Source organism: Variovorax sp. SPNA7, from assembly GCF_033807855.1.
Taxonomy (GTDB): Bacteria; Pseudomonadota; Gammaproteobacteria; order Burkholderiales; family Burkholderiaceae_C; genus Variovorax; species Variovorax beijingensis.
The window spans coordinates 3,851,360-3,875,072 of sequence record NZ_CP138513.1 but is presented as its reverse complement, the minus strand read 5'-3'; the positions used below and the strand labels follow the sequence as shown (position 1 = coordinate 3,875,072).

At 69.1% G+C, this 23,713-nt stretch carries 21 protein-coding genes; 7 read left to right on the top strand and 14 right to left on the bottom strand.

The features are described from left to right. Positions 1–520: 520 nt before the first annotated feature. Positions 521–3,127 (bottom strand): FtsX-like permease family protein, encoded by a 2,607-nt coding sequence (locus RZE77_RS18170; protein WP_319438650.1) that lies wholly within the window; start codon positions 3,125–3,127, stop codon positions 521–523. A 78-nt stretch (positions 3,128–3,205) separates the two neighbouring features. Between RZE77_RS18170 and RZE77_RS18165 the strand changes: the two genes are divergently transcribed. Continuing rightward, positions 3,206–4,630, top strand: a complete 1,425-nt coding sequence (locus tag RZE77_RS18165; RefSeq protein ID WP_319438649.1) for a serine hydrolase domain-containing protein — start codon at positions 3,206–3,208, stop codon at positions 4,628–4,630. Positions 4,631–4,652: 22 nt separating this feature from the next. On the opposite strand, the gene RZE77_RS18160 is transcribed toward RZE77_RS18165, so the two are convergent. The 5 genes from RZE77_RS18160 to RZE77_RS18140 all read right to left on the bottom strand — a co-directional run bounded on the left by RZE77_RS18160 (position 4,653) and on the right by RZE77_RS18140 (position 9,379). Further along, on the bottom strand, positions 4,653–5,888 hold the full coding sequence (locus RZE77_RS18160; protein ID WP_319438648.1) for an RNA polymerase sigma factor: 1,236 nt from the start codon (positions 5,886–5,888) through the stop codon (positions 4,653–4,655). After that, entirely contained in the window at positions 5,885–6,256 is a 372-nt protein-coding gene (locus tag RZE77_RS18155; protein WP_319438647.1) for a YciI family protein, read from the bottom strand. The genes RZE77_RS18160 and RZE77_RS18155 overlap by 4 nt, the downstream gene beginning before the upstream one ends. A gap of 147 nt (positions 6,257–6,403) precedes the next feature. Beyond that, positions 6,404–7,765: an NAD(P)H-dependent oxidoreductase gene (locus RZE77_RS18150; RefSeq protein ID WP_319438646.1), complete on the bottom strand. Its 1,362-nt coding sequence runs from the start codon at positions 7,763–7,765 to the stop codon at positions 6,404–6,406. A gap of 4 nt (positions 7,766–7,769) precedes the next feature. After that, entirely contained in the window at positions 7,770–8,675 is a 906-nt protein-coding gene (locus RZE77_RS18145; protein ID WP_319438645.1) for a phytanoyl-CoA dioxygenase family protein, read from the bottom strand. Continuing rightward, positions 8,672–9,379: a GntR family transcriptional regulator gene (locus RZE77_RS18140; RefSeq protein ID WP_319438644.1), complete on the bottom strand. Its 708-nt coding sequence runs from the start codon at positions 9,377–9,379 to the stop codon at positions 8,672–8,674. Before RZE77_RS18140 ends, RZE77_RS18145 begins: the two co-directional genes overlap by 4 nt. A 114-nt stretch (positions 9,380–9,493) precedes the next feature. Here RZE77_RS18140 and RZE77_RS18135 point away from each other — a divergent pair, with 114 nt between their 5' ends. Then, positions 9,494–10,450, top strand: coding sequence for a threo-3-hydroxy-L-aspartate ammonia-lyase (locus tag RZE77_RS18135; RefSeq protein WP_319438643.1), 957 nt, complete (start codon positions 9,494–9,496; stop codon positions 10,448–10,450). A 5-nt stretch (positions 10,451–10,455) separates the two neighbouring features. Here the strand turns inward: RZE77_RS18135 and RZE77_RS18130 are convergent, their stop codons facing one another. The 4 genes from RZE77_RS18130 to mutL form a co-directional block, all read right to left on the bottom strand. Beyond that, positions 10,456–11,106 carry an ABC transporter ATP-binding protein gene (locus RZE77_RS18130; protein ID WP_319438642.1) on the bottom strand — a complete coding sequence of 217 codons (651 nt, stop codon included), beginning with the start codon at positions 11,104–11,106 and terminating at the stop codon, positions 10,456–10,458. Continuing rightward, the gene (gene miaA / locus RZE77_RS18125) at positions 11,103–12,092 is read right to left on the bottom strand and encodes a tRNA (adenosine(37)-N6)-dimethylallyltransferase MiaA (RefSeq protein WP_319438641.1); all 990 of its coding nucleotides are present in this window, start codon (positions 12,090–12,092) and stop codon (positions 11,103–11,105) included. The genes RZE77_RS18130 and miaA overlap by 4 nt, the downstream gene beginning before the upstream one ends. Before the next feature lie 45 nt (positions 12,093–12,137). Further along, positions 12,138–13,136: an alpha/beta hydrolase gene (locus RZE77_RS18120; RefSeq protein ID WP_319438640.1), complete on the bottom strand. Its 999-nt coding sequence runs from the start codon at positions 13,134–13,136 to the stop codon at positions 12,138–12,140. A 185-nt stretch (positions 13,137–13,321) separates the two neighbouring features. After that, positions 13,322–15,211: a DNA mismatch repair endonuclease MutL gene (gene mutL, locus RZE77_RS18115; RefSeq protein ID WP_319438639.1), complete on the bottom strand. Its 1,890-nt coding sequence runs from the start codon at positions 15,209–15,211 to the stop codon at positions 13,322–13,324. A 198-nt stretch (positions 15,212–15,409) separates the two neighbouring features. Between mutL and RZE77_RS18110 the strand changes: the two genes are divergently transcribed. After that, positions 15,410–16,078, top strand: coding sequence for a DedA family protein (locus tag RZE77_RS18110; protein ID WP_319438638.1), 669 nt, complete (start codon positions 15,410–15,412; stop codon positions 16,076–16,078). 54 nt (positions 16,079–16,132) lie between these two features. Here RZE77_RS18110 and RZE77_RS18105 read toward each other — a convergent pair whose 3' ends face one another. The 3 genes from RZE77_RS18105 to tsaE all read right to left on the bottom strand — a co-directional run bounded on the left by RZE77_RS18105 (position 16,133) and on the right by tsaE (position 18,620). Next, entirely contained in the window at positions 16,133–16,423 is a 291-nt protein-coding gene (locus tag RZE77_RS18105) for a glycine zipper domain-containing protein (protein WP_319438637.1), read from the bottom strand. 134 nt (positions 16,424–16,557) lie between these two features. After that, positions 16,558–18,114 (bottom strand): N-acetylmuramoyl-L-alanine amidase, encoded by a 1,557-nt coding sequence (locus tag RZE77_RS18100; RefSeq protein ID WP_319438636.1) that lies wholly within the window; start codon positions 18,112–18,114, stop codon positions 16,558–16,560. Next, positions 18,111–18,620: a tRNA (adenosine(37)-N6)-threonylcarbamoyltransferase complex ATPase subunit type 1 TsaE gene (gene tsaE / locus RZE77_RS18095; protein WP_319426752.1), complete on the bottom strand. Its 510-nt coding sequence runs from the start codon at positions 18,618–18,620 to the stop codon at positions 18,111–18,113. The genes RZE77_RS18100 and tsaE overlap by 4 nt, the downstream gene beginning before the upstream one ends. Here tsaE and queG point away from each other — a divergent pair. Continuing rightward, complete coding sequence (gene queG, locus RZE77_RS18090) at positions 18,606–19,694, top strand: tRNA epoxyqueuosine(34) reductase QueG (RefSeq protein WP_319438635.1); 1,089 nt, start codon at positions 18,606–18,608, stop codon at positions 19,692–19,694. The two genes, tsaE and queG, sit on opposite strands and share 15 nt — an antisense overlap. Here the strand turns inward: queG and RZE77_RS18085 are convergent. Then, on the bottom strand, positions 19,691–20,608 hold the full coding sequence (locus RZE77_RS18085) for an AEC family transporter (RefSeq protein ID WP_319442379.1): 918 nt from the start codon (positions 20,606–20,608) through the stop codon (positions 19,691–19,693). The two genes, queG and RZE77_RS18085, sit on opposite strands and share 4 nt — an antisense overlap. A 106-nt stretch (positions 20,609–20,714) precedes the next feature. On the opposite strand from RZE77_RS18085, the gene RZE77_RS18080 reads away from it, so the two are divergent. From RZE77_RS18080 to RZE77_RS18070, 3 genes are all read left to right on the top strand, one after another. Continuing rightward, positions 20,715–21,689 (top strand): tripartite tricarboxylate transporter substrate binding protein BugE, encoded by a 975-nt coding sequence (locus RZE77_RS18080; RefSeq protein ID WP_124961055.1) that lies wholly within the window; start codon positions 20,715–20,717, stop codon positions 21,687–21,689. A gap of 67 nt (positions 21,690–21,756) precedes the next feature. Next, positions 21,757–22,668 (top strand): site-specific tyrosine recombinase XerD, encoded by a 912-nt coding sequence (xerD, locus tag RZE77_RS18075; protein WP_319438634.1) that lies wholly within the window; start codon positions 21,757–21,759, stop codon positions 22,666–22,668. 46 nt (positions 22,669–22,714) lie between these two features. Then, positions 22,715–23,671: a Bug family tripartite tricarboxylate transporter substrate binding protein gene (locus RZE77_RS18070; RefSeq protein WP_319442378.1), complete on the top strand. Its 957-nt coding sequence runs from the start codon at positions 22,715–22,717 to the stop codon at positions 23,669–23,671. The last annotated feature ends 42 nt before the right edge of the window (positions 23,672–23,713 follow it).

The window sequence follows — 23,713 nt, the reverse complement described above, 5'->3', positions numbered from 1 at the left end:
AAAAGGCGACCCCACTGTCTGCGATCCCTTCGCTTCGCTACGGGGCAACCTGCGGTGCTCGCGTTTCGCGGGGTCTCGCCCAAACTCGCTTCGCTCAAACAAGGGCGAGCCCTGATCCGCGAAACCCTGCGCTCCTCGGCGCATACAGAGGGGAGGGCAAACCACACGGGCCTTTGCTTCGCTCGGCCACCAAGCCACCGCGGCGCGCAGCGCCGCGGTGGTTGGGATTGGCTGTTGGGTTTGGTCTTGGGGCCGAGCGAAGCGAAGGTGCCCGCTCCCACCCCTTCTGTATGCGCCGAGGAGCGCAGATGGAGGCGGGATCAGGGCCGCAGCTGTCTGAGCGGAACGCAGTGCAGCGAGTTCTGCGGACCCCCGCCGTAATCGAGCACCGCAGGTTGCCCGCAGCGAAGCGGAGGGACGCAGACAGCAGGGTCGCCTTTTCTTTGCTTACTTTCTTTTGGCGAAGCAAAAGAAAGTGAGTCGCCCGCCGGGGCGAGACCCGGCCCCCGAACCCAAAAACCTACCAATCCTCCTTCACAGCCAGAACCACATCCCTCCCCGCAGCAGCCCGCCCCGCCAGCCACGCAGTCACCGTCCCCGCGGCAACCACGGCCGCGCAGAGCACCAGCAGCCGCCCCCAGGGCACCAGCAGATCCATCGTCCAGTGAAAGCTCTGCGGATTGACCACCTTCACCAGCACCACCGACACCGCGAGCCCGAGCAGGAGCCCCGCCACGGCGCCGATCGCGGTCCATGCGGCGCCTTCGCCGGCCACCACCGCCAGCACCTGCCGCCGCGTGAAGCCCAGGTGCGCGAGCAGTCCGAACTCCTTGCGCCTGGCCAGCACCTGCGCGCTGAAGCTCGCGGCAATGCCGAACAGGCCGATGGCAATGGCCACGGCCTGCAGCCAGTAGGTCACGGCAAAGCTGCGGTCGAAGATGCGCAGCGAGGTGGCGCGGATCTGCCCGACCGACGAGATCTCGACGTTCGTAGCAGTCGAATCGGAGCCACCGCCGCGTGCCGCCAGCTCGCGCACCGCGGCCTGCACTGCGCCCTCGGACGCGCCGGACGCGAGCCACAGCGACACATCGCTCACGTTGCGTTCGCCCGTCAGGCGCTCGAAGTCGCGCGCGTCCATGGTGATGGCGCCGAACTGCCGCGCATAGTCGCGCCACACGCCCGCGACGAAGAACGCGGCCGGAGCGGAGTCTGCGGTCGTCAATGCCGGCGACAGCGGCGCAAAAAGCGAACCCGGCTTCGCGCCATACAACTCGACCATCGGCTCGCTCACGTAGATGCCGACCTGGCCGGCGGGTACCGGCAGCGCGGGCCCCACCAGCGGCAGCGCCTGTGATGCGCCGCCCTCGAGGCTTCGTGCGATCAGCGTGACCGCGGGTTGCGCGGGGTCGAGCTGCAGCGAGCGGGTTCGCAGCGTGCCGATGCGTTCCACGCCAGGCAGCCGTGCCAGCGCCTGCACGAAGGCCGGCGCAAAGGTGGCGGTGTCGCTGCTGCTCTGGGTGCCCGAATTGCCGGAGCGGCCGCTCGAGGTGGCGCGAACATAGAGATCGGCCGGCAGCACCACGTCGAGCCAATGCGTGACCGAGTCGCGAAAGCTCGCCACCATCACCGTGAGTGCCACCGCAAGGCTCAGGCTTGCGACCACGCCGCTCACCGCCACGGCCGCGGTGCCGCGCATGCGCCGCGCGCGCTCGATGGCCAGCATCGGCAGCACGCGCTGCGCGAACGCAGGCGCGATGCGGTCGTACAGCAGCGCAATCAGCCAGGGCAGCGCGGTGATGCCGCCCACCAGCAGGCAGCCCACCGAGAGATACGCCGCAATCGGAATGCCGCCGACCGCCGGCATGTTGGCCAGCGCCGCGCTGGCGGCAATGAGCCCGAGCGCGAACCAGTGGCCATGGCTCTGCACGGGCGCGGCGCCCAGGCCCTTGAGAGTTTGCGCTTCGGGCAGCGCCTGCGCCGCGCGGGCGGGCCACCAGCCGCCCACCAGCGCCGCAAGCACGCCGAGCCCGCCATACAGCAGCGCCGAGGCGCTGCTCCAGTGCAGTGTGGGCGCCACGCCCTCGAAGTAGCCGCCGCCCAGGTCGCCGCCGAGCACGCGCAATGCGAAGGCCGCGAGCGCCGTGCCCAGCGCAAGGCCGGCGACGCTTCCGATCAGACCCAGCACCAGCGATTCGACCAGCACCAGGCGCAATCGCTCGCGCGGCGTCAGGCCCAGCACGCCGAGCAGCGCGAACTGCTGCGCGCGCTTGGCCACGCTGAGCGCGAGCACCGAGAACACCAGGAAGGCCCCGGTGAAAAGCGCCACCAGCGCGAGCACCGTCAGGTTGACGCGGTAGGCGCGCGAGAGATTGCTCACGCGCTCGGCCGCATCGCCCGGCTCGGCAAACTGCAGGCCCGCGGGCCAGCCCGGTGAGCGCTGCAACGACGCGGTGAAGGCCGCCCGGTCGGTGCCGGGAGCCAGCCTCAGGTCGACGCGGCTGAGCTGGCCAATCTTGTCGAACAGGTCCTGCGCGGCCGCGATGTCCAGCACCGCCAGCGCTGCGCCGCCCGCGGCGACGTGGCCTGCAACCTCGAGCCGCTGCCAGGCGCCGCCGCCCGTGCGCAGTTGCACCGTCTCCACGCGGCCTTCCTCCGCTTCGGCCGGGAGCCCGAGCGCGCTGCGCGCCGCGGCATTGAGAAACACATGGCCCGGCGCGAGCATCGCGAAGCGCGCGGCGTTCCTGCCGGGCTGCGGCATCAGCGCCGGCGCGATGGTGGGCAGCGCCAGCGCATCGATGCCGATCACGCGCATCGGCAGCTGGCGTTCGCCGGACAGCGCGAGTCCCTGGAATTCGAGCACCGGGCTCGCCAGCGCCACCTGCGGATGCTGCGCGAGCCGCGCGAACACCGCTTCATCGAAGCTGCCCTGCACGGCGCGCACTTCGAGATCGGGCTGGCCGTTGACCGAGCGCACGGCGCTCGAGAATTCGTCGAGTGCCGAGGCATTGATCAGCTGCACCGAGAACGCCAGCGCCACGCCCAGCATCACGGCCAGCACGGCCGCGGCGTTGCGCCAGGGATGGTGGCGCAGTTCCCGCCAGGAGAAGGTGGTGAGCAAGGCACGCATGCCGCGATTGTGGCCGCCGCGCGCCAAGTTTCGCGGCCGTGGCACCATGGCGCCTCTTCGATGCCTGGGAATTCCACGATGCGGCTTTCTTGCTCCGCCTTGGTCCGCCGATGGATGGCGGCCTGGCTTGCTGCCCTGCTGCCGGGCGCCGCCGCATGGGCACAGCCGCTGCCCATCACCCTGGCCAGCGATCCTGCCGCCATCGCGAAGATGGCGCTCGGCGCCGAAAGGGGAACGCTCGTGGTCGGTGTGCTGCGCGGCGGCAAGGCCACCTATGGCGTGGCGCACAACCCCGAGCCGTCTGCGGCGCCACGCGCCATCGAGCCGAACAGCGCCGAGCAGCCGATGTTCGAGATCGGCTCCGTGACGAAGGTGTTCACGGGCCTGCTGCTGGCGCAGTCGGTGGAGCGCGGGGAGCTGAAGCTCGACAACACCGTGGGCCAACTGCTCGCTGGCAAGCTCGCATCGCCGCTCTCTCCCGCGGTCGCTTCCGTGACGCTGCGCCAACTGGTGACCCACACCGGCTGCATGCCCGTGATGGCCGACGGCGTGGCCGGCGGGCCCGCGCTGGCCGCGCAGTTCCGTGCCTTCGACAAGGCGGCGTTCTGGGATGCGCTGTCGCGCCTCAGGCTCACGGGGCCGGCGCCGCCCTGCGAGGCGGCGTACAGCAATTTCGGGATGGCGCTGCTGGGGCAGATCCTGGCCGAGCACCACGGCACCACCTGGGGCGAGTTGGTGCGCGCGCGCATCACCGAGCCGTTGGGCATGAACGACACGGTGATCCAGCTCGGCGACAAGGCCTCGCGCATGGCCCCGGCCTTTGCCGGCGATCGGCGCCAGCGGCTGCTCGACATGGCGGCCTATGCGCCGGCCAGCGCGCTGCGCTCCACGGCGGCCGACATGCTCACGCTGAGCCGCGCGATCCTGGCGGGCGCCAGCGGTCCGCTGGGCCCCGCGGCCGAGCGCATGCTCACGCCGCTCGCACGCTACGAAGGCGCCGAGATCGGCTATGCGGTGATGGTGCGCGGCCCTGAAGGCGGCCGGCGCACCTACTACCACGCGGGCGTGACCGAGGGCTACCGCACGCTGTGGCTGCTTGCGCCCGACACCGCAGAGGCGCTGATCGTGCTCGGCAGCAATGCGCGCGCGCCGCTGCAGTCCGTGATGCTGGCCATCGGCAAGAGCCGCTACCCGGTGCCGACCGTGGAGGTGCCGGTCGATCCGCAGCGCCTTGCGGATTACGAAGGCGAGTTTCGCATCAACAAGGCCAAGACGCTGGGCTTTGCCGTGCGCAGCGGCCGCCTGCTGGTGCGCGAGACGGGCCGGGGCTACAACGCGCTCACGCCCATCGGCAGCGACCGTTTCGCGGTCACGGCCATCGGCGCCGAGGTCACCTTCCGGCGCGGCGAAGGCAACGCGGTGGTCGGCGTGACGCTGGCACAGGGCGGCAGCCGGCTCGATGCGCGCAGGGTGGGCGAGGCCGTCGCGGTTCCGCAGGATTGACCTGTCTTCGGGCGATGAAAGCTCAAAGCCGTTCCGACATTGCGTTGAGGTAGGCGCGCACGGCGGCGTTGCTGCTGAGGCCGATCGCGCGGTCATAGGCCTGGCGCGCCGCCGCGCGCGCGCCACCGGCCGCAAGCAGGTGCGCGCGGGCGGCCCAGAACGGCTGGTAGCTTTGCACCTCGGCTGCCGGCATGGCCTCCAGCGCGCGCAGGCCGATGTCAGGGCCGCGCGCATTGGCGAGCGCGCAGGCCAGGCTGACCTGGGCACCGATGCTGGGCCGCAGCGCCAGCAGTCCTTCGTAGAGCGACACCAGCACTTCGGGCGGCACGGGCGCGCCGACGCGGCGCTCGCAATGGGCCGACTGGATGGCCGCCTCCAGCTGGTAGGGGCCGAGGAGTTTCATCTCTGAAGCCCGGCGCAGGCAGCGTTCGGCCTCCGCGAGCAGGTCGGGGTTCCAGCGCAGCGGATCCTGCTGGTCGAGCGGCACGTAGGCGCCGGTCTCGCTGCGCCGCGCTGCAGCGCGGCTTTCGCAAAAAAGCATCAGCGCGAGCAGGCCCAACGGCTCGGGCTCGGCGGGCATCAGGCTGCACAGGATGCGGCCGAGGTCGATGGCCTCGGCGGTGAGGCCGCGCGGCAGGGCGTCGGCGCCGTCGACGTCGTCCCAGCCGGTGCCGTAGGCGGCGTAGATGCCATCGAGCACGTCCTGCAGCCGCTGCGGAAGTTCGCGCGCCTGCGGATATTCGAAAGGAATGCGCGCGGCGCGGATGCGCGCCTTGGCCCGCACCAGCCGCTGGCCCAGCGTGGAAGGCGCGGTGAGAAAGGCGCTGGCCATGCGGGCCGCGTCGAGCCCGAGCACGGCCTGCAGCATCAGCGGCGCGCGGGCCGCCGCGTCGATGGCCGGATGCGCGCAGACGAACATCAGCCGCAGCCGCTCGTCGGGCACGGCCGCGCCTTCGGTGCCGGCGGCATTGTCGACCTCGCCGGCCAGCAGCAGCAGGGTCTGTGTCGCGTCGTCCTGCACGCGGCTGTGGCGCCAGGCGTCGAGCTTGCGGTGCCTGGCCACGCTCAGCAGCCAGGCGTCGGGCTGCGCGGGGATGCCGTCGGCCGGCCAGCGCTCCAGCGCGCGCGCGAAGGCCTCGGCCAGCGCATCTTCCGAGGCGGCGATGTCGTGCGTGCGCGCGCTCAGGATGGCCAGCAGGCGGCCGTACGACTCGCGCGCCGCGCGTTCGGCGGCCTGGTGAGCCGCCGGGTCGTTCACGGTGTTGCCGCAGCGATGGCTGTGGCCGTGAAGACCGGTCGCACTTCCACGCCCCCGCTGGCCGCGCAGGGCGCACGGGCCGCCCATTCGAGCGCGGCATCGAGGTCGGGCACGTCCACCACGAAGTAGCCGCCGAGCTGCTCCTTGGTGTCGGCGAAGGGGCCGTCCTGCACCTGGCGCTTGTCGCCGCGCACGCGCAGCGTGGTGCCGGTCATCGGCGGGAAGAGCCCGTGGCCGCCGAGCGAAATGCCCGACTGGCGCACCGCATCGGCATACGCGATCCAGTTGGCCCGGTAGGCCTGCGAGGAAGCGTCGTCCCGTTGTTCGAATTCGGCCGCGGGCTGATAGAACATCAACATGTACTGCATGGTGTCTCTCCGTCGTGGAAAAGATGCTGAGCAGGATCGCTCACCACAATGACGGCCCGCTGCCGGTCATTTCGACACGGCGTCCGTGTCGAGCAGATGATTTTTTACGCTATTGACGTTTGGCGCAACGGTTGCGCTACTTAGGCTTCAGGCCGCCTTGGCCTGGGCGGCGGGCGCGAACATGGCCTCCATCTCGCTTCGCAGCCTGTACGCGGGGGTCGAGGTGTCCATGGCCACGTCGGCCCAGCAGAGGCTCTGGCCCTTCTTCACCGGGCGCACCAGCTTGAGGTTGTGCGCGAGCCCGAGCGGCAGGCCGCCCAGCCCGAGCGAGCGCTCGGCCGGCAGCAGCTTGCCCCAGACGGTGTAGCCGCCTTCGCCGTCGAGCATTTCGCCGGGCGCGAGATCGCGCTTGGCCGTGGCCACCACGTCGGCATTCCAGCAGGTGGCCACGCCGGTGGGCTCGCCGCGCAATGCGACGCTGGCCACCGACATGCCGACCTCCAGGCCGATCAGGTGCCAGCGCTTGTAGAGCGTGAAGTAGCGTCCGCTCGGGTCGGTGTGGGCGTTGTATTCCTCGAAGCAGTTCTTGATGTAGTCGGTCTCGGCCTCGACCGTGACCCACACGCCCATGCGGATGTCGTAGGGGATCTTTCGCCCATTGGCCTCGAGCGAGGAAATGACCTCGACCATGCCCTTGCGCTCGAGCACGCCGCCTTCGCTCTGCGGACGCGTCACGAAGGGAATGTCCTCCACGCTTGCGGGCGGGTAGAGCAGGCCGTTCGAAGGCACCGTGAGGCCGGTGGCGTTGGCCACCGCCGAGCTTTCGATGGACGGCTTGGAGCCGTCGAGAAAGCTGTTGAACATCTTCGGATTGAGCCCGCCGCGCAGCGCCTGTTCGGGCGTGAGGCCGTAGTTGCCCCAGACGGTTTCGGGCGTCGATTCGGTGAAGTGCGGCAGCCACTTGTGGCCGCGTCCGGCCGCCACCACCGGAAAGCCGCAGGTGCGCGCCCAGTCGACCAGGTCGCAGATCAGCGCGGGCTGGTCGCCGAAGGCCAGCGAATAGACCACGCCGGCCTGCTGCGCGCGGCGCGCGAGCAGCGGGCCGCAGAAGGCATCGGCCTCGACCGTCACGTTGACCACGTGCTTGCCGTGCGCAAACGCATCCAGGCAATGCTCGACGGCCGCCACCGGGTTGCCGGTGCACTCGACCACGATGTCGATCGACGGCTCGCGCGTCACGGCCTGCCAGTCGTCGGTGATCCAGGTGCTGCCCGTCTTCAGGGCCTGCTGCACCGAGCCCGCCGCGGCGCGCTCCGGGTTCCAGCCGACGCGCTCGAGATTGGCGCGCGCCGCCGCGGGCGAGAGGTCGGCAATCGCCACCAGCTGCACGCCGGGCGTGCGCGGAATCTGCGCGAGGTACATCGAGCCGAACTTGCCGGCGCCGATCAGGCCGATGCGGATGGGGCGGCTTTCGGCGGCGCGCTGCTTCAGGCGGGTGTAAAGGCTCATGGCGTCAGGCCTCCGCGGTGTCGAGAACTTCGAGCGAGGTCTGCAGCGCACTCTCGGGCAGGCCGTTCTTCCAAGGCACCTCGACCGGGTAGGGCTTCAGCAGGCAGTCGTCGGGCAGCAGCTCGATAGGCGCGAAGTTTCTGTGCGCGATGTACTCGGGCCGCTTGTGGCGCCGGATGTGGTTGCTGACGGCGCACAGGCTCAGGTACACCGCCACGCGGTTGAACGGCGAGAGGTTGCTGCCCGAGGCATGCACGAGGCAGCTGTGGAACAGGATCATCGAGCCGGCGGGGCCCTTGGGCGAGACGATGCCGCCCCCGACGTGGCGGCCCGCCGCGTCGTAGTGGCCTTGGCCGCCGGCGCGGTCCACCAGCTGCCGGATCAGGTCGTTGTCCACCGTCCAGAGCGGATAGCTGGTGGTCGTGAGGTCGTGCTTCGCGTCCACCACGCCCTTGCGGTGGCTGCCCGGAATGAACATCAGCGGACCGTTGTGCTCGTTCACCTCGTCCAGGAAGATCGCGACGTTCATCGCGCGTTCGGTGGGCATCAGGTCGTCGTTGAGCCAGGTGCCGTAGTCCTGGTGCCACTGCCATACGTCGCCTTCGAAGGCCATCTTTCCGTTGATCTTGAACTGGTGCATGTAGACCTCTTCGCCGAAGAGGTCCATCACCGGCTCCACCATGCGCGGATGGCGTGCGAGCCGCGCGAAGGGCTCGCTGATCAGGTGCGCGGCAAAGTTCGTACGCACCGCATCCGAGCCTTTCTCGCGCACGTTGAAAGCCTCGCGCTTGCTGTACAGGTCGGGCACCGCATCGGTCAGCGCCCTCGTTTCTTCGGGCGAGAAATGGCCGGGAAAGAACAGGTAGCCGTCGCGCTCGAACTGCGCGCGTTGCTCGGGGGTCAACTTCATGCCTTGTCTCCTTTGCGGGTGGGGGTGGGTGCGGATGCGGTGCGCGCGAGCTGCTGTGCGAGCCGCCGGCTCAATGCCTCGCTGGCCCGGGCAACGTGTTCCTCGCTCAGCTGCGCGGCGCGCTGCGCATGGCCGGCCGCAATGGCGGCGGCGATGGCCTCGTGCTCGTCCCAGAGCGTCTCGCGCTGCGGCTCGGCCTGCAGCACCGCGCCCATCGCCCGGCGCAGGTGGCGCCAGTGCTGGCCGGCGCTCTGGCCGATCAGCGGATTGCCCGAGGCTTCGTAGATGGCCTGGTGGAAGGCCACGTCGGCATCGATCATGGCTTCGACATTGCGCCCGCGCGCCGCACGGCGGCCGCGCTCCAGCAGCCTGGGATCGATGCGAAAGCGCTGCGCAGCCGCGAGCCGCGCGGCCAGCACGTCGAGCGCGCCGCGCACCTGGTAGACCTTGCGCATCCAGTCGGCGTCGAGCGGCGCCACCAACACGCCGCGGCCGGGCGCGTCATGCACGAAGCCGTCCTTCTTGAGCAGGCGCAGCGCCTGCAGCACGGGCTGGCGCGACACCGAGAGCCGCTGCGCGATGTCTTCCTGCGTGATCCGCTCGCCGGGCGCCAGCGCGCCGCTGCTGATGGCGCCGAGCAGGGCGCGGTAGACCTGGTCGACGAGGTCGGGCGCGGCTTCGATGCTGACGAGCTGGGCGGGCATGGATGGTTTTCCTTGAACTCTGTATACAGAGTACGGAATCCGGAGCTGCCGCGCATCCCGGGTTTTTACCCATGGGGGCTGCAAAAGAACGTAACCCGCCGCTAAGCTCGGCCCATGCAACTACCTACCTACGACGACGTCATCGCCGCGGCCGCGCGGCTCGAGGGCCATGCCCATCGCACGCCCGTGCTGCAATCGCAGACGGCCGACGAGCGCTGGGGCGCCAGCTTCTTCTTCAAGTGCGAGAACTTCCAGCGCATGGGCGCATTCAAGTTCCGCGGTGCATTCAATGCGCTGTCGAAGTTCGACGCCGCGCAGCGCAAGGGCGGCGTGATCGCGTTCTCGTCGGGCAACCATGCGCAGGCCATTGCGCTGTCGGCCCGGCTCTTGTCGATGCCGGCCGTGATCGTCATGCCCAAGGACGCGCCGGCCGCCAAGGTTGCGGCCACGCGCGGCTACGGTGCCGAAGTGGTGACGTACGACCGCTTCAGCGAAGACCGCGAGGCGCTCACGAAGCGGCTCGCGCAGGAACGCGGCATGACGATGATCCCGCCCTACGACCATCCCGACGTGCTCGCGGGACAGGGCACGGCGGTGAAGGAACTGATCGAGGAAACCGGCCCGCTCGACCAGCTGTTCGTGTGCCTGGGCGGCGGCGGGCTGCTGTCGGGTTCGGCGCTGTCGGCGCGCGCGCTGGCGCCCGGTTGCAAGGTCTACGGCGTGGAGCCCGAAGCGGGCAACGACGGCCAGCAGTCATTGCGCGCCGGAAAGATCGTGCACATCGAAACGCCCAAGACCATTGCCGACGGCGCGCAGACGCAGCACCTGGGGCAATACACCTTCGGCATCATCCGGCGCGACGTGGACGACATCTTCACCGTAACCGACGAGCAGCTCGTCGAGGCGATGCGCTTCTTTGCCGAGCGCATGAAGATCGTGGTGGAGCCGACCGGCTGCCTCGCCTTTGCGGGGGCGATTGCCGCGGGCAAGGCCATCGCGGGCCAGCGCGTGGGCATCGTGGTCAGCGGCGGCAACGTCGACCTTTCGCGCTACGCGGCGCTGCTCGCGTAGCCCCCTCAGGCGCGGATTCCCTCGGCCGTGAGGTGCAGCAGGCGGTCCGCGCGGGCCGCCGCGCTCTCGGAATGCGTCACCAGCACCAGCGAGGCGCCGTGCTCGCGCGTCTGGCCGATCAGCAATTCCATCACCTTCGAAGCGGTGCCCGGGTCGAGGTTGCCGGTGGGCTCGTCGGCCAGCAGCAGGGCGGGCCGGTGCACCAGTGCGCGCGCGATCGCCACGCGCTGCAGCTGGCCGCCCGAGAGCGTCTGCGGCAGCCGCGCGCCCATGCCGGGCAGGCCCACCGCATCGAGCATGTGCGCGACGCGGCTTTCGTCGCGCTTGCCGCCCAGCAGCATCAGCGGCAGCGAGACGTTCTGCGCAACGTCCAGGTGCGGCAGCACGTGGAAGGCCTGGAACACGAAGCCCACGTGGCGCCGGCGCCAGAGCGCGCAGGCTTCGCCGTCGAGCGCGCCGATGTCGATGCCGCCGTGCGTGACCGTGCCCGCGTCCCAGCTGTCGAGCCCGGCCATGCAGTTGAGCAGCGTCGACTTGCCGACGCCCGATTCGCCGACGATGGCAACGAACTCGCCGGGCTCGACGCCGAGCGTCACGTTCTCGAAGACAGGCACATCGCCGTAGTGCTTGGCGAGCCCGGAAATGCGCAGCGTCATGCGGTGGTGCCTGCCATGCGTTGGACGGCCGTCTGCACGGCGTCGGGCGCGTCGCAGGCGATGACGGTGCGCGCCGGCATGCTGCGCAGCCAGGTGATCTGCCGCTTGGCGAGCTGGCGCGTGGCCGCGATGCCGCGTTCGCGCAGCTCGTCCATGGCCTTGGCATCGGGCTCCGCGCTGCCGCATGCGTCGAGCATTTCCCAGGCCTGCCGGTAGCCCACGCAGCGCATCGAGGGAAGCTCGGTGGAGAGATCGCCGCGTGCGCGCAGCGCCCTGACCTCGTCGAGGAAGCCGGCGGCCAGCATGGCGTCGAAGCGCTCGGCAATGCGCGCATGCAGCCAGGCGCGGTCGGTGGGTTCGAGCGAGAACAGCGCGCCGCCGGCCAATCCTTTCACTGCCTTGTCCTTGTCGCCGGCATGAAAGCGCGACAAGGGTTGGCCGCTGCTCTCCCACACTTCGAGCGCGCGCTGGATGCGTTGGCTGTCCTGTGGTGCGAGCCGCGCGGCCGTCGCGGGATCGACCTGGGCCAGGCGCGCGTGCATCGCGGGCCAGCCGAGCGCGGCGGCTTCGGCGTCGATGCGCGCGCGCACCGCGGCATCGGCGGCGGGCATGGCGTCGATGCCGTCGAACAGGGCTTTGAAATACAGCATGGTGCCGCCCACCAGCAGCGGCAGGGCGCCGCGCGCACGGATCTCGCCGATGAGCCGTGTCGCATCGGCCACGAAGGCGGCCGCGCTGTAGCTTTCGCGCGGGTCGAGGATGTCGATCAGGTGGTGCGGCACGGCGGCCCGTTCGGCAGGGCTGGGCTTGGCGGTGCCGATGTCCATGCCGCGGTAGACCAGCGCCGAATCGACGCTGACGATCTCGACCGGGCGCACCCGCGCCAGTGCGAGCGCTGCCGCCGTCTTGCCGGAGGCGGTCGGCCCCGCGAGCGCGATGTACTTGAGGTTTTCAGGAAGGCCGGAAGCGGCAGCGGAGGGCGGCATAAGCGCCCGAGGGTAACAACAAAAACGAAGCGGCTAGGCCTTGCCTCAGATCGCCTGAGCGCTGGCGCTGGCCTTGCCGCGCGCTTCCTGCGGCAGGGCGGGCGAATCCGCCTGCGCGGCCGCCGGCGAGGCAGGCAGCGATGGCGTGCTGCGCAGCACGGGCGTGACTTCGCCCTGCCGCGAAGCCAGCGTGGTCTCGGGCTTCATGCGGAACAGCTGCGAGAGCGCCGAGCGGTACTGCGCCTCGCCGATCGAATTGGTGTTGTGGTGCGAGCCGCCCTCGACCAGCACGAAGAGCTTGGGCACGGTGGCCGCGTTGTAGAGCTTGCGGCCCAGCGTGGGGTTGATCAGGCTGTCGGCGGTGCCATGCACCACCAGCAGCGGCGCGCCGATGTCCTTGACGCGGTTGATGGCTTCGAAGCGCTGCGTGATGAGCGGGCCGAACGGCAGCCAGCCCCACTTGAAGCCGCTCACCACGTCGGCAATGGAGGTGAAGGTGCTTTCGACGATGGTGCCGCTCTCGTCGTTGACATGCGCGGCCAGGTCGATGCCGATGGCGCCCCCGAGCGAGTGGCCGAAGATGTAGCGGTGCTGCCTCGGATGGCGGGCCGCGAGCCAGGTCCAGGCGGCGCGGGCGTCCTCGCGTGCCGATTCTTCCGACGGCAGGCCCTTGGAGCTCTTGCCGAAACCGCGGTAGTCGATGGCCAGCACCGAGAAGCCCAGCTCGTGCATGCGCTGGATGCGCGGCGCCGAGCCGGCCACGTTGTAGCGGGCGCCGTGCAGGTAGAGCATGACCGGCCGGTCGGTGGTCTCGGGCTCGCCGCCGAGCCAGAGGCCGTGAAGGCGCGCGGATTCGCCGGTAATGGACGACTGGAAGTCGATCCAGACGTCCTGCATGCCCTCGGTCATGGTCGCGGTGTTGCCCCAGCTGCGGTCGCTGGGCTGGAAGATCCACTCGCGTTGCTGTTCGTCGAATGTGGAGCAGCCGGCGGCCAGAAGGGCGCACAGCGAAAGAACGGAGGCAAGGAGGGACCAGCGTTTCATGGACTAGAGGGACAGCGAAGCCGGCGGAAAGTTCATGCTCGAGCATGGAACGCGCCGACACTGCGCTCCAGCACCTCCCCCATAGTGCCCTCAGGTGGCACTTTGTTCTACATATGCAACGCCCGTGCCCGCTTCGCGGATGACTCTCCAAAACCCCGGAAAAACCCTCAAAATGCCCCGATTTGCTATCTGCCGCGCATAAAAAGCGCGTCCAGCTCCCGAATCGACAGCTGCCGCCAGGTCGGCCGGCCATGGTTGCACTGGTCCGAACGCTCGGTGGCTTCCATTTGACGTAATAAAGCGTTCATTTCGTCGATCGTGAGCTTGCGGTTGGCCCGGACCGCACCATGGCAGGCCATGGTCGAGAGCAATTCGTTCTGCGCCCGCTGCACCACGGTGCTGGCGTCGTGCTGCGCCAGTTCGGCCAGCACGCTGCGCGCAAGCTCCACCGGATCGCCGTCGGCCAGGGTGCCCGGCACCGCGCGCACCGCAAGGGTGCGCGGTGAAAACGGCGTGATCTCCAGCCCCAGCGTGGGCAGCACCGCGGCGCAGGCCTCGGCGGTGGCCACTTCCTGGGGCGTGGCCGCGAAGGTGGCCGGGATCAGCAGCGGCTGGCTCGTGATGGCGGCGCCGTCGAGCTGGGTCTTGAGCCGCTCGTAGACGATGCGCTCGTGCGCCGCATGCATGTCGACCACGATCAGGCCCTGGCTGTTCTCGGCCAGGATGTAGATGCCCTGCAGTTGCGCGAGCGCGCGGCCCAGGGGCCAGGCTTGCTCGTTGGTGGCCAAGTCACCTGCGCCCGGCGATTCGGCCGGCAGCCCGACAGGGGCCCGGAACGCTGCGGGCGCCGCGCCCGCCGCAGGCCAAAGGGAAGGGCCGGATTCGGCTGCATGGCCCGGTCCGCCGGTCCGCTGGGGCCACAGGGCCTCGAAATCGCCGGCGCCGCGCTCCGCGGCCACGAAATCGATGCCCGGCTGGGCCCAGGTGGCGCCCGAAGCGGGCACATGGGGCTTGAAGAAGGGTTGCTGCGGCGTTGCTGGCGTGACGGCATCGCCTGCGCGCGGTGCGGCAAGCGCGTTCTCGATCGCGTGGCGCACCGCCTGGTGCACCTCGCGGCCATCGCGAAAGCGCACCTCGATCTTGGTCGGATGCACGTTCACGTCGACGCGCGACGGATCGATTTCGAGGTACAGCGCATACACGGGCTGGCGCTGGCCGTGCAGCACGTCTTCATAGGCGCTGCGCACGGCATGCGAGAGCACCTTGTCGCGCACGAAGCGGCCATTGACGTAGAAGAACTGCTGGTCGCCGCGCGACCGCGCCGCATCGGGAATGCCCGCACGGCCGGCCACGCGCACGGCGCCGCCCAAGTGCTCGACAGCGACGCTCTGCGCCACGAAGTCGTCGCTGAGCGCATCGGCCAGGCGCTGCTCGCGCCGGTCGGCGGCGCGCCACTGCTCCATCAGCTTGCCGTCGTGCCACACCGAAAAGCCGACTTCGGGCCGCGCCAGCGCATGGCGGCGCACGGCCTCGATGCAATGGGCGAGTTCGGTGGCGTCGGTCTTCAGGAACTTGCGCCGCGCCGGGGTCGCGAAGAAAAGCTCGCGCACCTCGACCGTGGTGCCGACGGCACGGGCCACCGGCCGCAGTTCGCCGGTGCGGCCGTCGAGCGCGAAGGCGCCGTCGGCGCTGGCAAAGCGCGAAAGGATGCTGAGCTCCGCAATGGCGTTGATGGCCGCGAGCGCTTCGCCGCGAAAGCCCATGGTGCCCACGGTCTCGAGATCGTTGAGGCTCGCGATCTTGCTGGTGGCATGGCGGCGCAGCGCCACCGTGAGTTCTTCGCGCGGAATGCCCTGGCCGTCGTCCTCGACCGAGATCAGCCGCACGCCGCCCGAAGCCAGCCGCACCGTGACCTGGCGCGCGCCGGCATCCAGCGCGTTGTCGAGCAGTTCGCGCACCACGGAGGCCGGGCGTTCGACCACTTCGCCCGCGGCGATCTGGCTGATCAGCTCGTCGGGAAGTTCGCGGATCGGACGGCGTTCGAGGGACGGAATGGAAGAGGGAAGGGCGCTCACGCGAGCATTCTAGAAGCCGGCTGCCGCCGCCGCGCCGTTGCCCGCGGGAGCCCTTTCAGCCTGGCATCAGCGTGTCAGGCCGCCAGGTACATCGGGCTGCTGGCGCCAGAACAGGTCTGGATGTATCGACCTGTCATCTTGAATCTCCGAATTCGTCGTGGGACGCCACACGGCGCGCAGCAAGGATAATCCGCGACCATGGAAATCATCAGCTTTCTCGTCGACTTCATCCTGCATGTCGACAAACACCTCGAGGCCTTCGTCGTCGCCTATGGCCCCTGGGTCTATGCGCTGCTCTTCCTGATCGTGTTCGTGGAGACAGGCGCGGTGGTGATGCCCTTCCTGCCCGGCGATTCGCTGCTCTTCATCGTGGGCGCGCTGTGCGGCGTGGGGCTCATGAGCTTTCCGGTGGCCTGCGCGGTGCTCATTGCCGCGGCCATCCTGGGCGACCAGTGCAACTACAGCATCGGCCGCTTTTTCGGGCCCAAGGTCTTCCAGTGGGAGAACTCGCGCTTTTTCAACCGCAAGGCCTTCGACCAGGCCCACGCGTTCTACGAGCGTTATGGCGGCATCACGATCATCCTTGCGCGCTTCATGCCCTTCATTCGCACCTTCGCACCCTTCGTGGCTGGCGTGGCCGAAATGAACCGCGCGAAATTCACCATGTTCAACGTGGTTGGCGCGCTGATCTGGGTGCTGGGCATCGCAACGGCGGGCTACTTCTTCGGCAACCTGCCGTTCGTGCGCGAGCACCTGGACAAGATCATCTGGGCGCTGATCTTCGTGCCGGGCCTGATCGCGATCTTCGGCGCGTGGCGTGCATCGCGTGCGGAAAAGGCGCGTGCGCAATTGCCTTCGAAGGCCTGACGGCAGGCAAAAAAAAGCGCGCCCGCGGCGCGCTTCAGTGAGAGTGGAATCGAGTCAATAGCTCGGCCCGTTGTAGGGGTAGTAACTGCGCGGCGGATAGGCGCGCTGGCTCTCGTAGTAGTTGCGTTCGTCCACACTGCGCCCCACCTGGTTGCCGATCACGCCGCCAATGGCCGCGCCGCCCAGGGTACTGCCGGTGTTGCCGCCGATGGCGTGGCCCACGGCCGCGCCGCCGAGCGCGCCGATACCGGTGCCCAGGTTCTGGTTGGGGCCGGATGCGCAACCTGCCAGCGCCATGACCGCGGTTGCCGCTGCAGCGGTCATCCAGATTCGTGCCTTCATCATCATGGTGTCCACCTTTCTAGAGTGATGCATCCATGATGGGCAAAAGGCGCCGGTTCCCTGTGTAGGAGCCTGCCGCGCCTGCCTGTGCGTTGCCACGGGCCGGCCGGCGTGGGACGGCACGGCGCGCGCGACGCTCAAAGCTGGCGGCTGCGCGCGAGCGGCGGGTTCTGCGCAAAGTAGCGCTGGATGCCGCGCATCAGCGCATCGGAAAGGCTTTCCTGGTAGCTGACGCTGCGCAAATTGGCTTCTTCTTCGGGGTTGCTGATGAACGCCGTTTCGACCAGCACGCTGGGAATGTCGGGCGCCTTGAGCACCGCGAAACCAGCTTGCTCTACCGCGGGCTTGTGCAGCCGCGCACCGATGCCGCGGATCTCCCCGAGCATGGCGCCGCCGAGCTTGAGGCTGTCGTTGATCTGCGCCGTGGTGCTCATGTCGAGCAGCGCGCGCTGCACCTGCACTTCGTGGTTGCCCACGTTCACGCCGCCGACCTTGTCGGCTTCGTTTTCCTTGTTGGCGAGCCAGCGCGCGGCGCTGCTCGAGGCGCCGCTCTGGCTCAGCGCAAAGACGCTCGCGCCGCGCGCGGCGGGCGTGGTGAACGCATCGGCATGGATGCTCACGAAGAGGTCGGCCTGCACGCGCCGCGCCTTTTGCACGCGCACACCCAGCGGCACGAAAAAATCGGCGTCACGCGTGAGAAACGCGCGCATCGGGTTGCCGTTGACGCTGCTCGCGTTGATGCGGTCGCGCAGGCGGTGCGCGATCTGCAGCACGATGTCTTTTTCGCGCGTGCCGTTGGGGCCGATGGCGCCCGGGTCTTCGCCGCCATGGCCGGGATCGAGCGCCACGATGATGATGCGGTCGGTGCGGCTCGCGGTGGCGCCGCCGCGTGCGGACGCGAGGGGCGCGGGAGGCGCCACGGGTACGGCAGGCGCAATGGTCGGCGCGGGTGGCACGACGGGGCTGGGCCGGGTCGACTGCTGCGCCATCAGCTCGCCCAGCGGATCGGGTGCGGGCGCGGCCGCCGTGGCCGGCGGGCGGGAGGGAGCTGGCGCGATGCTGCCGGGCGCAGGGCGCGGCGCGGGCACGCTGGGCGACGGCCGCACGAGGATCGGCGGCCCGCCGTCGGGCGCGAGGCCCGAGGAGGGCGCGGCCGGCGGCGGCACCGAGGGTGCACTCGCCACGGCGCCGTTGTTGCCGCCACCGTTGCCGCCGCGCGGTGCCTCGCGCAGGCGTTCGGTGATCAGCGCTTCCATCGGGTCGATGGCTTTTTCGGGATACAGGTCGAGCACCAGCCGGTGCTTGTACGCGGCAATGGGCGCCAGCGAGAACACCTGCGGCACCACCGCCTGCTTGAGGTCGAACACGATGCGCACCACCTTGGGTGCGTTCTGGCCGACGCGCAGGCCGTTGATGTACGGGTCGCCCGGCTTGATCTTGCCGACGAGGTCGCGCAGCTCGGGGTTGAGGTCGATGCCTTCGATGTCCACCGCCAGCCGCGGCGGACTGCCGACGACCAGCTGCTGCGAGTGCAGCCGCGCATCGGATTCGATGGTCACGCGCGTGTAGTCGGCCGCGGGCCACACGCGCACGGCGAGGATGGTGGCGCCGCGCGCGATCTGATGCACGCCGAGCATCAGCGCGACGCTGCCGCCCTGCAGCAGCACGCGCCGCTTGAGGCCGCTGGCCTTCATGCGCGGAGCTGCGTCAGCAGGGCGCTGCCGCGGGGAGTGTTCGCCAGGAGGGTCACGCTGCGGGTGTCGTCTGTCATTGCTTCTATTTTAATAGCGAGGTCGGCAATTGGTGTGCGGCCGGCAGCGTTTTCTGGCCACTCCGCGAGCTTGAGGCCCGGTCCCGCGAAAATGTCACGGAAGCCGGCGTCGTCCCACTCGCGCGGATCGTTGAAGCGGTAGAAGTCGAAATGGAAGATGGCAAGCCCGTCGGGCGCTTCGTGCGGCTCGACCACGGCATAGGTCGGGCTCTTGATGCGGCCCTCGATGCCCAGCGCGCGCAGCAGGTGGCGCACGAAGGTGGTCTTGCCGGCGCCGAGGTCGCCGTGCAGCGCAATGAAGGCATCGCGCAGCGCGGGCGAGGCCGCCAGCGCGCGCGCGAAGGCGTCGGTGTCGTCCTCGCTGCGCCAGTGCAGCGTGCGGCCGGCGTTCTTCGGCGTTTCTACAATCGGCAAGTGATCGTCAGCCATCCACTCGTTGCTCGTATTCAGGCATTGGCCCGGGAACTCGGATTCTCCCAAATCGGAATCGCGGGCGTCGATTTATCGAGCGCCGAGGAAGGTCTGATGCAATGGCTGGCCCATGGGTTCCATGGCGAGATGAAATACATGGCCGCGCACGGCACGCGCCGCGCGCGGCCGGCCGAACTGGTGCCGGGCACGGTGAGCGTCATCACGGCACGCATGGACTACCTGCCGCGCGACACGCCGCTCGATGATTGGCAGGCCGTGGAGTTCGATCGGCTCGCGCGGCCCGGCGAAGCCATCGTCTCGGTCTATGCGCGCGGCCGCGACTACCACAAGGTGATGCGTGCGCGGCTGGCCAGGCTGGCCGAACGCATCGCCGAGGAAGTGGGCCCGTTCGGCCATCGCGCCTTCACCGATTCGGCGCCGGTGCTCGAAGCCGAGCTTGCATCCCGCAGCGGCCAGGGCTGGCGCGGCAAGCACACGCTGGTGCTGGACCGCAGCGCGGGCTCGATGTTCTTCCTGGGCGAGATCTACGTCGACATGGCGCTGCCCGAAAGCGAGCCTGTCACCGCGCACTGCGGAAGCTGCAGCGCCTGCATCGATGTCTGTCCGACCAAGGCCATCGTTGCGCCGTACCGGCTCGATGCGCGGCGCTGCATTTCGTACCTCACCATCGAGCACGGCGGGCCGATCCCGCTGGAGCTTCGGCCCCTGATGGGCAACCGCATCTACGGCTGCGACGACTGCCAGCTGATCTGCCCCTGGAACAAGTTCGCAAAGAAGAGCGCTCTGCCCGACTTCGATGCGCGCGAAGGGCTCACCGGCCAGGCGCTGGCCGCGCTCTTTGCCTGGAGCGAGGAAGATTTTCTTCGCTTCACCGAAGGCAGCCCGATCCGCCGCATCGGCCATGAACGCTGGCTGCGCAACATCGCGGTGGCTCTGGGCAACGCACTGCGCGCGGGCGAAAGCAGCGCTGCAGAGGCACTGGCCACGCGTGCCTCGGACCCGAGCGAACTGGTGCGCGAGCATGTGGCCTGGGCACTGGCGCAGCGCCCCGAAACGCCGAACGAGTCCTAGCGCGGCAGCGCCAGCGCAAACGGCAGGCTCGCCACCCCCAGCAGCGTGGACAGGGTCACGAGGCCTGCCACATACGGTCCGTTGTAGCCCATGCGCGCCGCCAGCACATAGGCGCTCGAGGCCGTGGGCACGGCGGAAAACGCCATCAGCACGGAGGCCTGCGTCGCGTCCAGCCGCAGCGCAAGCGAGAGGCCCCAAGCCACCAGCGGCAGGAACAGATGCCGTATGGCGAGCACCGACACCGCCAGCACCTTGCCGCGCCCCAGCGTGGCGAACTGCATGCCCGCGCCCGCCGCCAGCAGGCCGAGCGCGAGCGATGCGGCGCCGATGCGCGTGAGCGTGGGCGTGGCCCAGTTCGGAACGGTGAAGCCCAGCACGTTGGCCAGCAGCCCGGCCAGCGTGGCGACGATCAGCGGATTGCGCACCAGCTGCCGCGCGAAGCCGCTCTCGGCATGCCGCGCCATCGGCCAGACGGCCGCGATGTTGAACATCGGCACGCACACGCCGATCAGCACCGCAATCAGCAGCAGGCCCTGCGCACCGGCCAGCCGCTCGGCGAGCGCTAGGCAGATGAAGGAGTTGAAGCGGAACCCGATCTGCGCGCTGGCCGCATGGTCGCGGCGGTCGATGTGCGAACCGAGGCCAGGTGCGTAGGGAAGCGCGTAGGCCATCGCGATGCCGCTGAGGCCGATGCCCACGCCAGCGGTGAGCAGGCTCGAGGTGGCGGCAAAATCGAGCGGGCTGCGCACGATCGAGTGGAACAGCAGCACCGGGAATAAAAAGTAGTACACCAGGCTTTCGACCTGGTCCCAGACGCGGCGGTCGAGCGCCGTGTAGCGGCAAAGCAGCCAGCCGATGGCAATGAGCGAAAAATCCGGGAAGAGCAGCTGGGCGAAGTTCACCGCTTCGAGCATAAACCGTGGCGGACCATGGGTAATCCACAGCACGGGTCAAGTGCGAAGCCGCTAGCATCCGGGGCTTTGGTTTTTCGACATCCCTCAGTCAATCAAGGAGTTATAGATGCAACGTCGTCAATGGGGCGCCATGGTGGGAGCCGCCGCGCTGGTCGCGGCCGCGGGCCAGAGCTTCGCGCAGGGCTATCCCAACAAGCCGGTCGAACTGAGCGTGCCCTTTGCACCGGGCGGCACGACCGACATCGTGGCGCGCGTGATTTCCGATCCGCTCGGCAAGGTGCTGGGCCAGCCGGTGGTGGTGATCAACCGCGCGGGCGGCGGCGGCATCGTGGGCGCGGCCGAAACGGCACGCGCCACGCCCGACGGCTACAAGCTCGGCGTGGCCACGGTCTCGAGCACGGCGGCCAACCCGGCCATCAACCCCAAGGTGCCGTACGACCCGATCAACGACTTCACGCCGATCATCAACATCGCGGCCACGCCCAACATCATTGCGGTCAACCCGAGCTTCCCGGCCAAGAACTATGCGGAGTTCGTGGCCGAGCTCAAGAAGAACCCCGGCAAGTACTCGTACGCCTCCTCGGGCACGGGCGGCATCGGCCACCTGCTGATGGAGCTCTACAAGAGCCTCACCAACACCTTCGTCACGCACATTCCCTACCGCGGCGCGGGCCCCGCGCTCAACGACGTGGTGGCCGGCCAGGTGCCGATCATGTTCGACAACATCCCGTCGGCCATGCCCTTCATCCAGAGCGGCCGGCTGATTCCCATCGTGGTGTCGGCGCCGCAGCGCCTGGCCGCGCTGCCCAATGTACCGACCTTCAAGGAAGTCGGGCTCGAGCCGGTCAACCGCATGGCGTACTACGGCATCCTCGGCCCCAAGGGCGTGCCGAAGGAAGTGGTCGACAAGATCAACGCCGGCGTGAAGAAGGCGGTGGAAGACCCGGCCGTGAAGAAGCGCATCGAAGACACGGGTTCGCTGATCGTGGCCAACACGCCCGAGCAGTTCGCCGCGCAGATCAAGGCCGAATACGAGGTCTACAAGCAGGTCGTCGCCAAGCAGAAGCTCAAGCTCGACTGAGCCTCGCCAACCCTGCCAAAGCCGCCCGCGCCACGGGCGGCTTTTTCTTTTTGTTATCTTGCAGCGCATGACCGAGGCCGCCGCCACACAAACCCCCGAGATCGACGATTTCATCGATGCCCTCTGGCTCGAGGACGGGCTGTCGAAGAACACGCTGGCCGCCTACCGCCGCGACCTCGCGCTGTTCGCGCAGTGGCTGGGCAGCCAGCGCAGCGGCGGCGCGCTCGACACGGCGCAGGAGTCCGACCTGCAGGCCTACATGGGCGCGCGCCTGTCGACCCGCGGCAAGGCCACCTCGGCCAACCGGCGGCTCACGGTGTTCAAGCGCTACTACCGCTGGGCGCTGCGCGAGCGCCGCATCGCGGCCGACCCGAGCATCCGGCTCGCGCCCGCGCGGCAGATGCCGCGGGCGATCAAGACGCTGTCGGAAAAGCAGGTGGACGACCTGCTGGCCGCGCCCGACGTCGAAACCCCGCTCGGCCTGCGCGACCGCGCGATGCTCGAGCTGATGTACGCGAGCGGCCTGCGCGTGAGCGAGCTGGTGGCGCTCAAGGTCATCGACATGAGCCTCAACGACGGGGTGCTGCGCGTGCTCGGCAAGGGCAGCAAGGAGCGCCTCGTGCCCTTCGGCGGCGAGGCGCGGCGCTGGATCGAGCGCTACCTGGAAGAGTCGCGCCCCGCCATCCTCGGCGGGCAGCAGACGCCCGACCTGTTCGTGACCGCGCGCGGTGCGGGCATGACGCGCGTGATGTTCTGGATCATCGTGAAGAAGCAGGCCGCCGCGGCCGGCATCCATGTGCCGCTGTCGCCGCACACGCTGCGCCATGCCTTCGCCACGCACCTGCTGAACCACGGCGTGGACCTGCGCGCGGTGCAATTGCTGCTCGGCCATGCCGACATCTCCACGACCACCATCTACACCCATGTGGCGCGCGAGCGCCTCAAGCAGCTGCATGCGCAGCACCACCCGCGCGGCTGAAGGCGCGGTGTTCCTTCACTTCATCAACAGCAAAGAGACTTCGTTCATGCAGAAAAGAATCTGGGTCGCGGCGGCATTGCTCGCTGCCGGCGGCGCACAGGCCCAGGCCGTTCCCAAGACCATCCGCATCATCGTGGCGTATCCCGCAGGCGGCGTCAGCGACGTGGTCGCGCGTGCGCTCGGCGACAGGCTCGCCACGCAGCTGGGCACCACGGTGGTCGTCGACAACCGCGCCGGCGCCAGCGGCGCCATCGGCATGGACGCCGTGGCCAAGGCCGCACCCGACGGCGCCACGCTGGGCTTCTCGGCCATCAGCCCGCTGGTGCTGAGTCCGCACCTCGGCAAGCTGCCCTTCGATCCGCTGAAGGACATCGCGCCGGTGGCGAGCGTGATGTATTCGCCGGTGCTGCTGATTGCCACGCCGGCCAGCAAGGCCCGGGACTTCCGCGCGCTGATCGCCGATGCCAAGGCGCAGCCCGGTGCGGTGCGCTGGGCCACCTCGGGGCCGGCATCGCTCGGCCACATCGTGCTCGAGCAGGTGAAGGCGGCGGCGGGCGTGGACATCACGCACGTGCCCTACAAGGGCGGCGGCCAGCAGCTCAACGATGCGCTCGGCGGGCAGTTCGAGATTCTCTCGAGCAATGCGAGCCCGACGCTCACTGCGCACATCCAGTCGGGCAAGCTGCGTCCGCTGGCCGTGGGTGCGCCCGCGCGGCTCGAGAGCCTGCCGCAGGTGCCCACGCTGGCCGAGCTGGGCTACAGCGCGGCGAACATCAATTCGGTGTTCGGCGTCTTCGCGCCCGCGGCCACGCCGCCCGCATTGATCGCAAAGTACAACGCCGAGATCAACAAGGCCCTGGCCAGCCCCGAACTGCGCGCCAAGCTCACGGCCACCGACAACGTGCCGACCGGCGGCACCCCCGCGGCCTTTGCCAAGGAGATCGCCTCGGAGTTCGAAGGCAACGGGCGCATCGTGAAGGCCGCGAACATCAAGGCCGATTGACCCTGCGGCTTGTGGTTCCGATTTCCCTACCTTATAGTAGGT

Bases quoted from the DNA above. Each gene is read 5' to 3' on its own strand.
- RZE77_RS18170 (WP_319438650.1), bottom strand. From the start codon at position 3,127: ATGCGTGCCTTGCTCACCACCTTCTCCTGGCGGGAACTGCGCCACCAT.
- RZE77_RS18165 (WP_319438649.1), top strand. From the start codon at position 3,206: ATGCGGCTTTCTTGCTCCGCCTTGGTCCGCCGATGGATGGCGGCCTGG.
- RZE77_RS18155 (WP_319438647.1), bottom strand. From the start codon at position 6,256: ATGCAGTACATGTTGATGTTCTATCAGCCCGCGGCCGAATTCGAACAA.
- RZE77_RS18150 (WP_319438646.1), bottom strand. From the start codon at position 7,765: ATGAGCCTTTACACCCGCCTGAAGCAGCGCGCCGCCGAAAGCCGCCCC.
- RZE77_RS18145 (WP_319438645.1), bottom strand. From the start codon at position 8,675: ATGAAGTTGACCCCCGAGCAACGCGCGCAGTTCGAGCGCGACGGCTAC.
- RZE77_RS18140 (WP_319438644.1), bottom strand. From the start codon at position 9,379: ATGCCCGCCCAGCTCGTCAGCATCGAAGCCGCGCCCGACCTCGTCGAC.
- RZE77_RS18135 (WP_319438643.1), top strand. From the start codon at position 9,494: ATGCAACTACCTACCTACGACGACGTCATCGCCGCGGCCGCGCGGCTC.
- RZE77_RS18130 (WP_319438642.1), bottom strand. From the start codon at position 11,106: ATGACGCTGCGCATTTCCGGGCTCGCCAAGCACTACGGCGATGTGCCT.
- miaA (WP_319438641.1), bottom strand. From the start codon at position 12,092: ATGCCGCCCTCCGCTGCCGCTTCCGGCCTTCCTGAAAACCTCAAGTAC.
- RZE77_RS18120 (WP_319438640.1), bottom strand. From the start codon at position 13,136: ATGAAACGCTGGTCCCTCCTTGCCTCCGTTCTTTCGCTGTGCGCCCTT.
- RZE77_RS18110 (WP_319438638.1), top strand. From the start codon at position 15,410: ATGGAAATCATCAGCTTTCTCGTCGACTTCATCCTGCATGTCGACAAA.
- RZE77_RS18105 (WP_319438637.1), bottom strand. From the start codon at position 16,423: ATGATGAAGGCACGAATCTGGATGACCGCTGCAGCGGCAACCGCGGTC.
- RZE77_RS18100 (WP_319438636.1), bottom strand. From the start codon at position 18,114: ATGAAGGCCAGCGGCCTCAAGCGGCGCGTGCTGCTGCAGGGCGGCAGC.
- tsaE (WP_319426752.1), bottom strand. From the start codon at position 18,620: ATGGCTGACGATCACTTGCCGATTGTAGAAACGCCGAAGAACGCCGGC.
- RZE77_RS18085 (WP_319442379.1), bottom strand. From the start codon at position 20,608: ATGCTCGAAGCGGTGAACTTCGCCCAGCTGCTCTTCCCGGATTTTTCG.
- RZE77_RS18080 (WP_124961055.1), top strand. From the start codon at position 20,715: ATGCAACGTCGTCAATGGGGCGCCATGGTGGGAGCCGCCGCGCTGGTC.
- xerD (WP_319438634.1), top strand. From the start codon at position 21,757: ATGACCGAGGCCGCCGCCACACAAACCCCCGAGATCGACGATTTCATC.
- RZE77_RS18070 (WP_319442378.1), top strand. From the start codon at position 22,715: ATGCAGAAAAGAATCTGGGTCGCGGCGGCATTGCTCGCTGCCGGCGGC.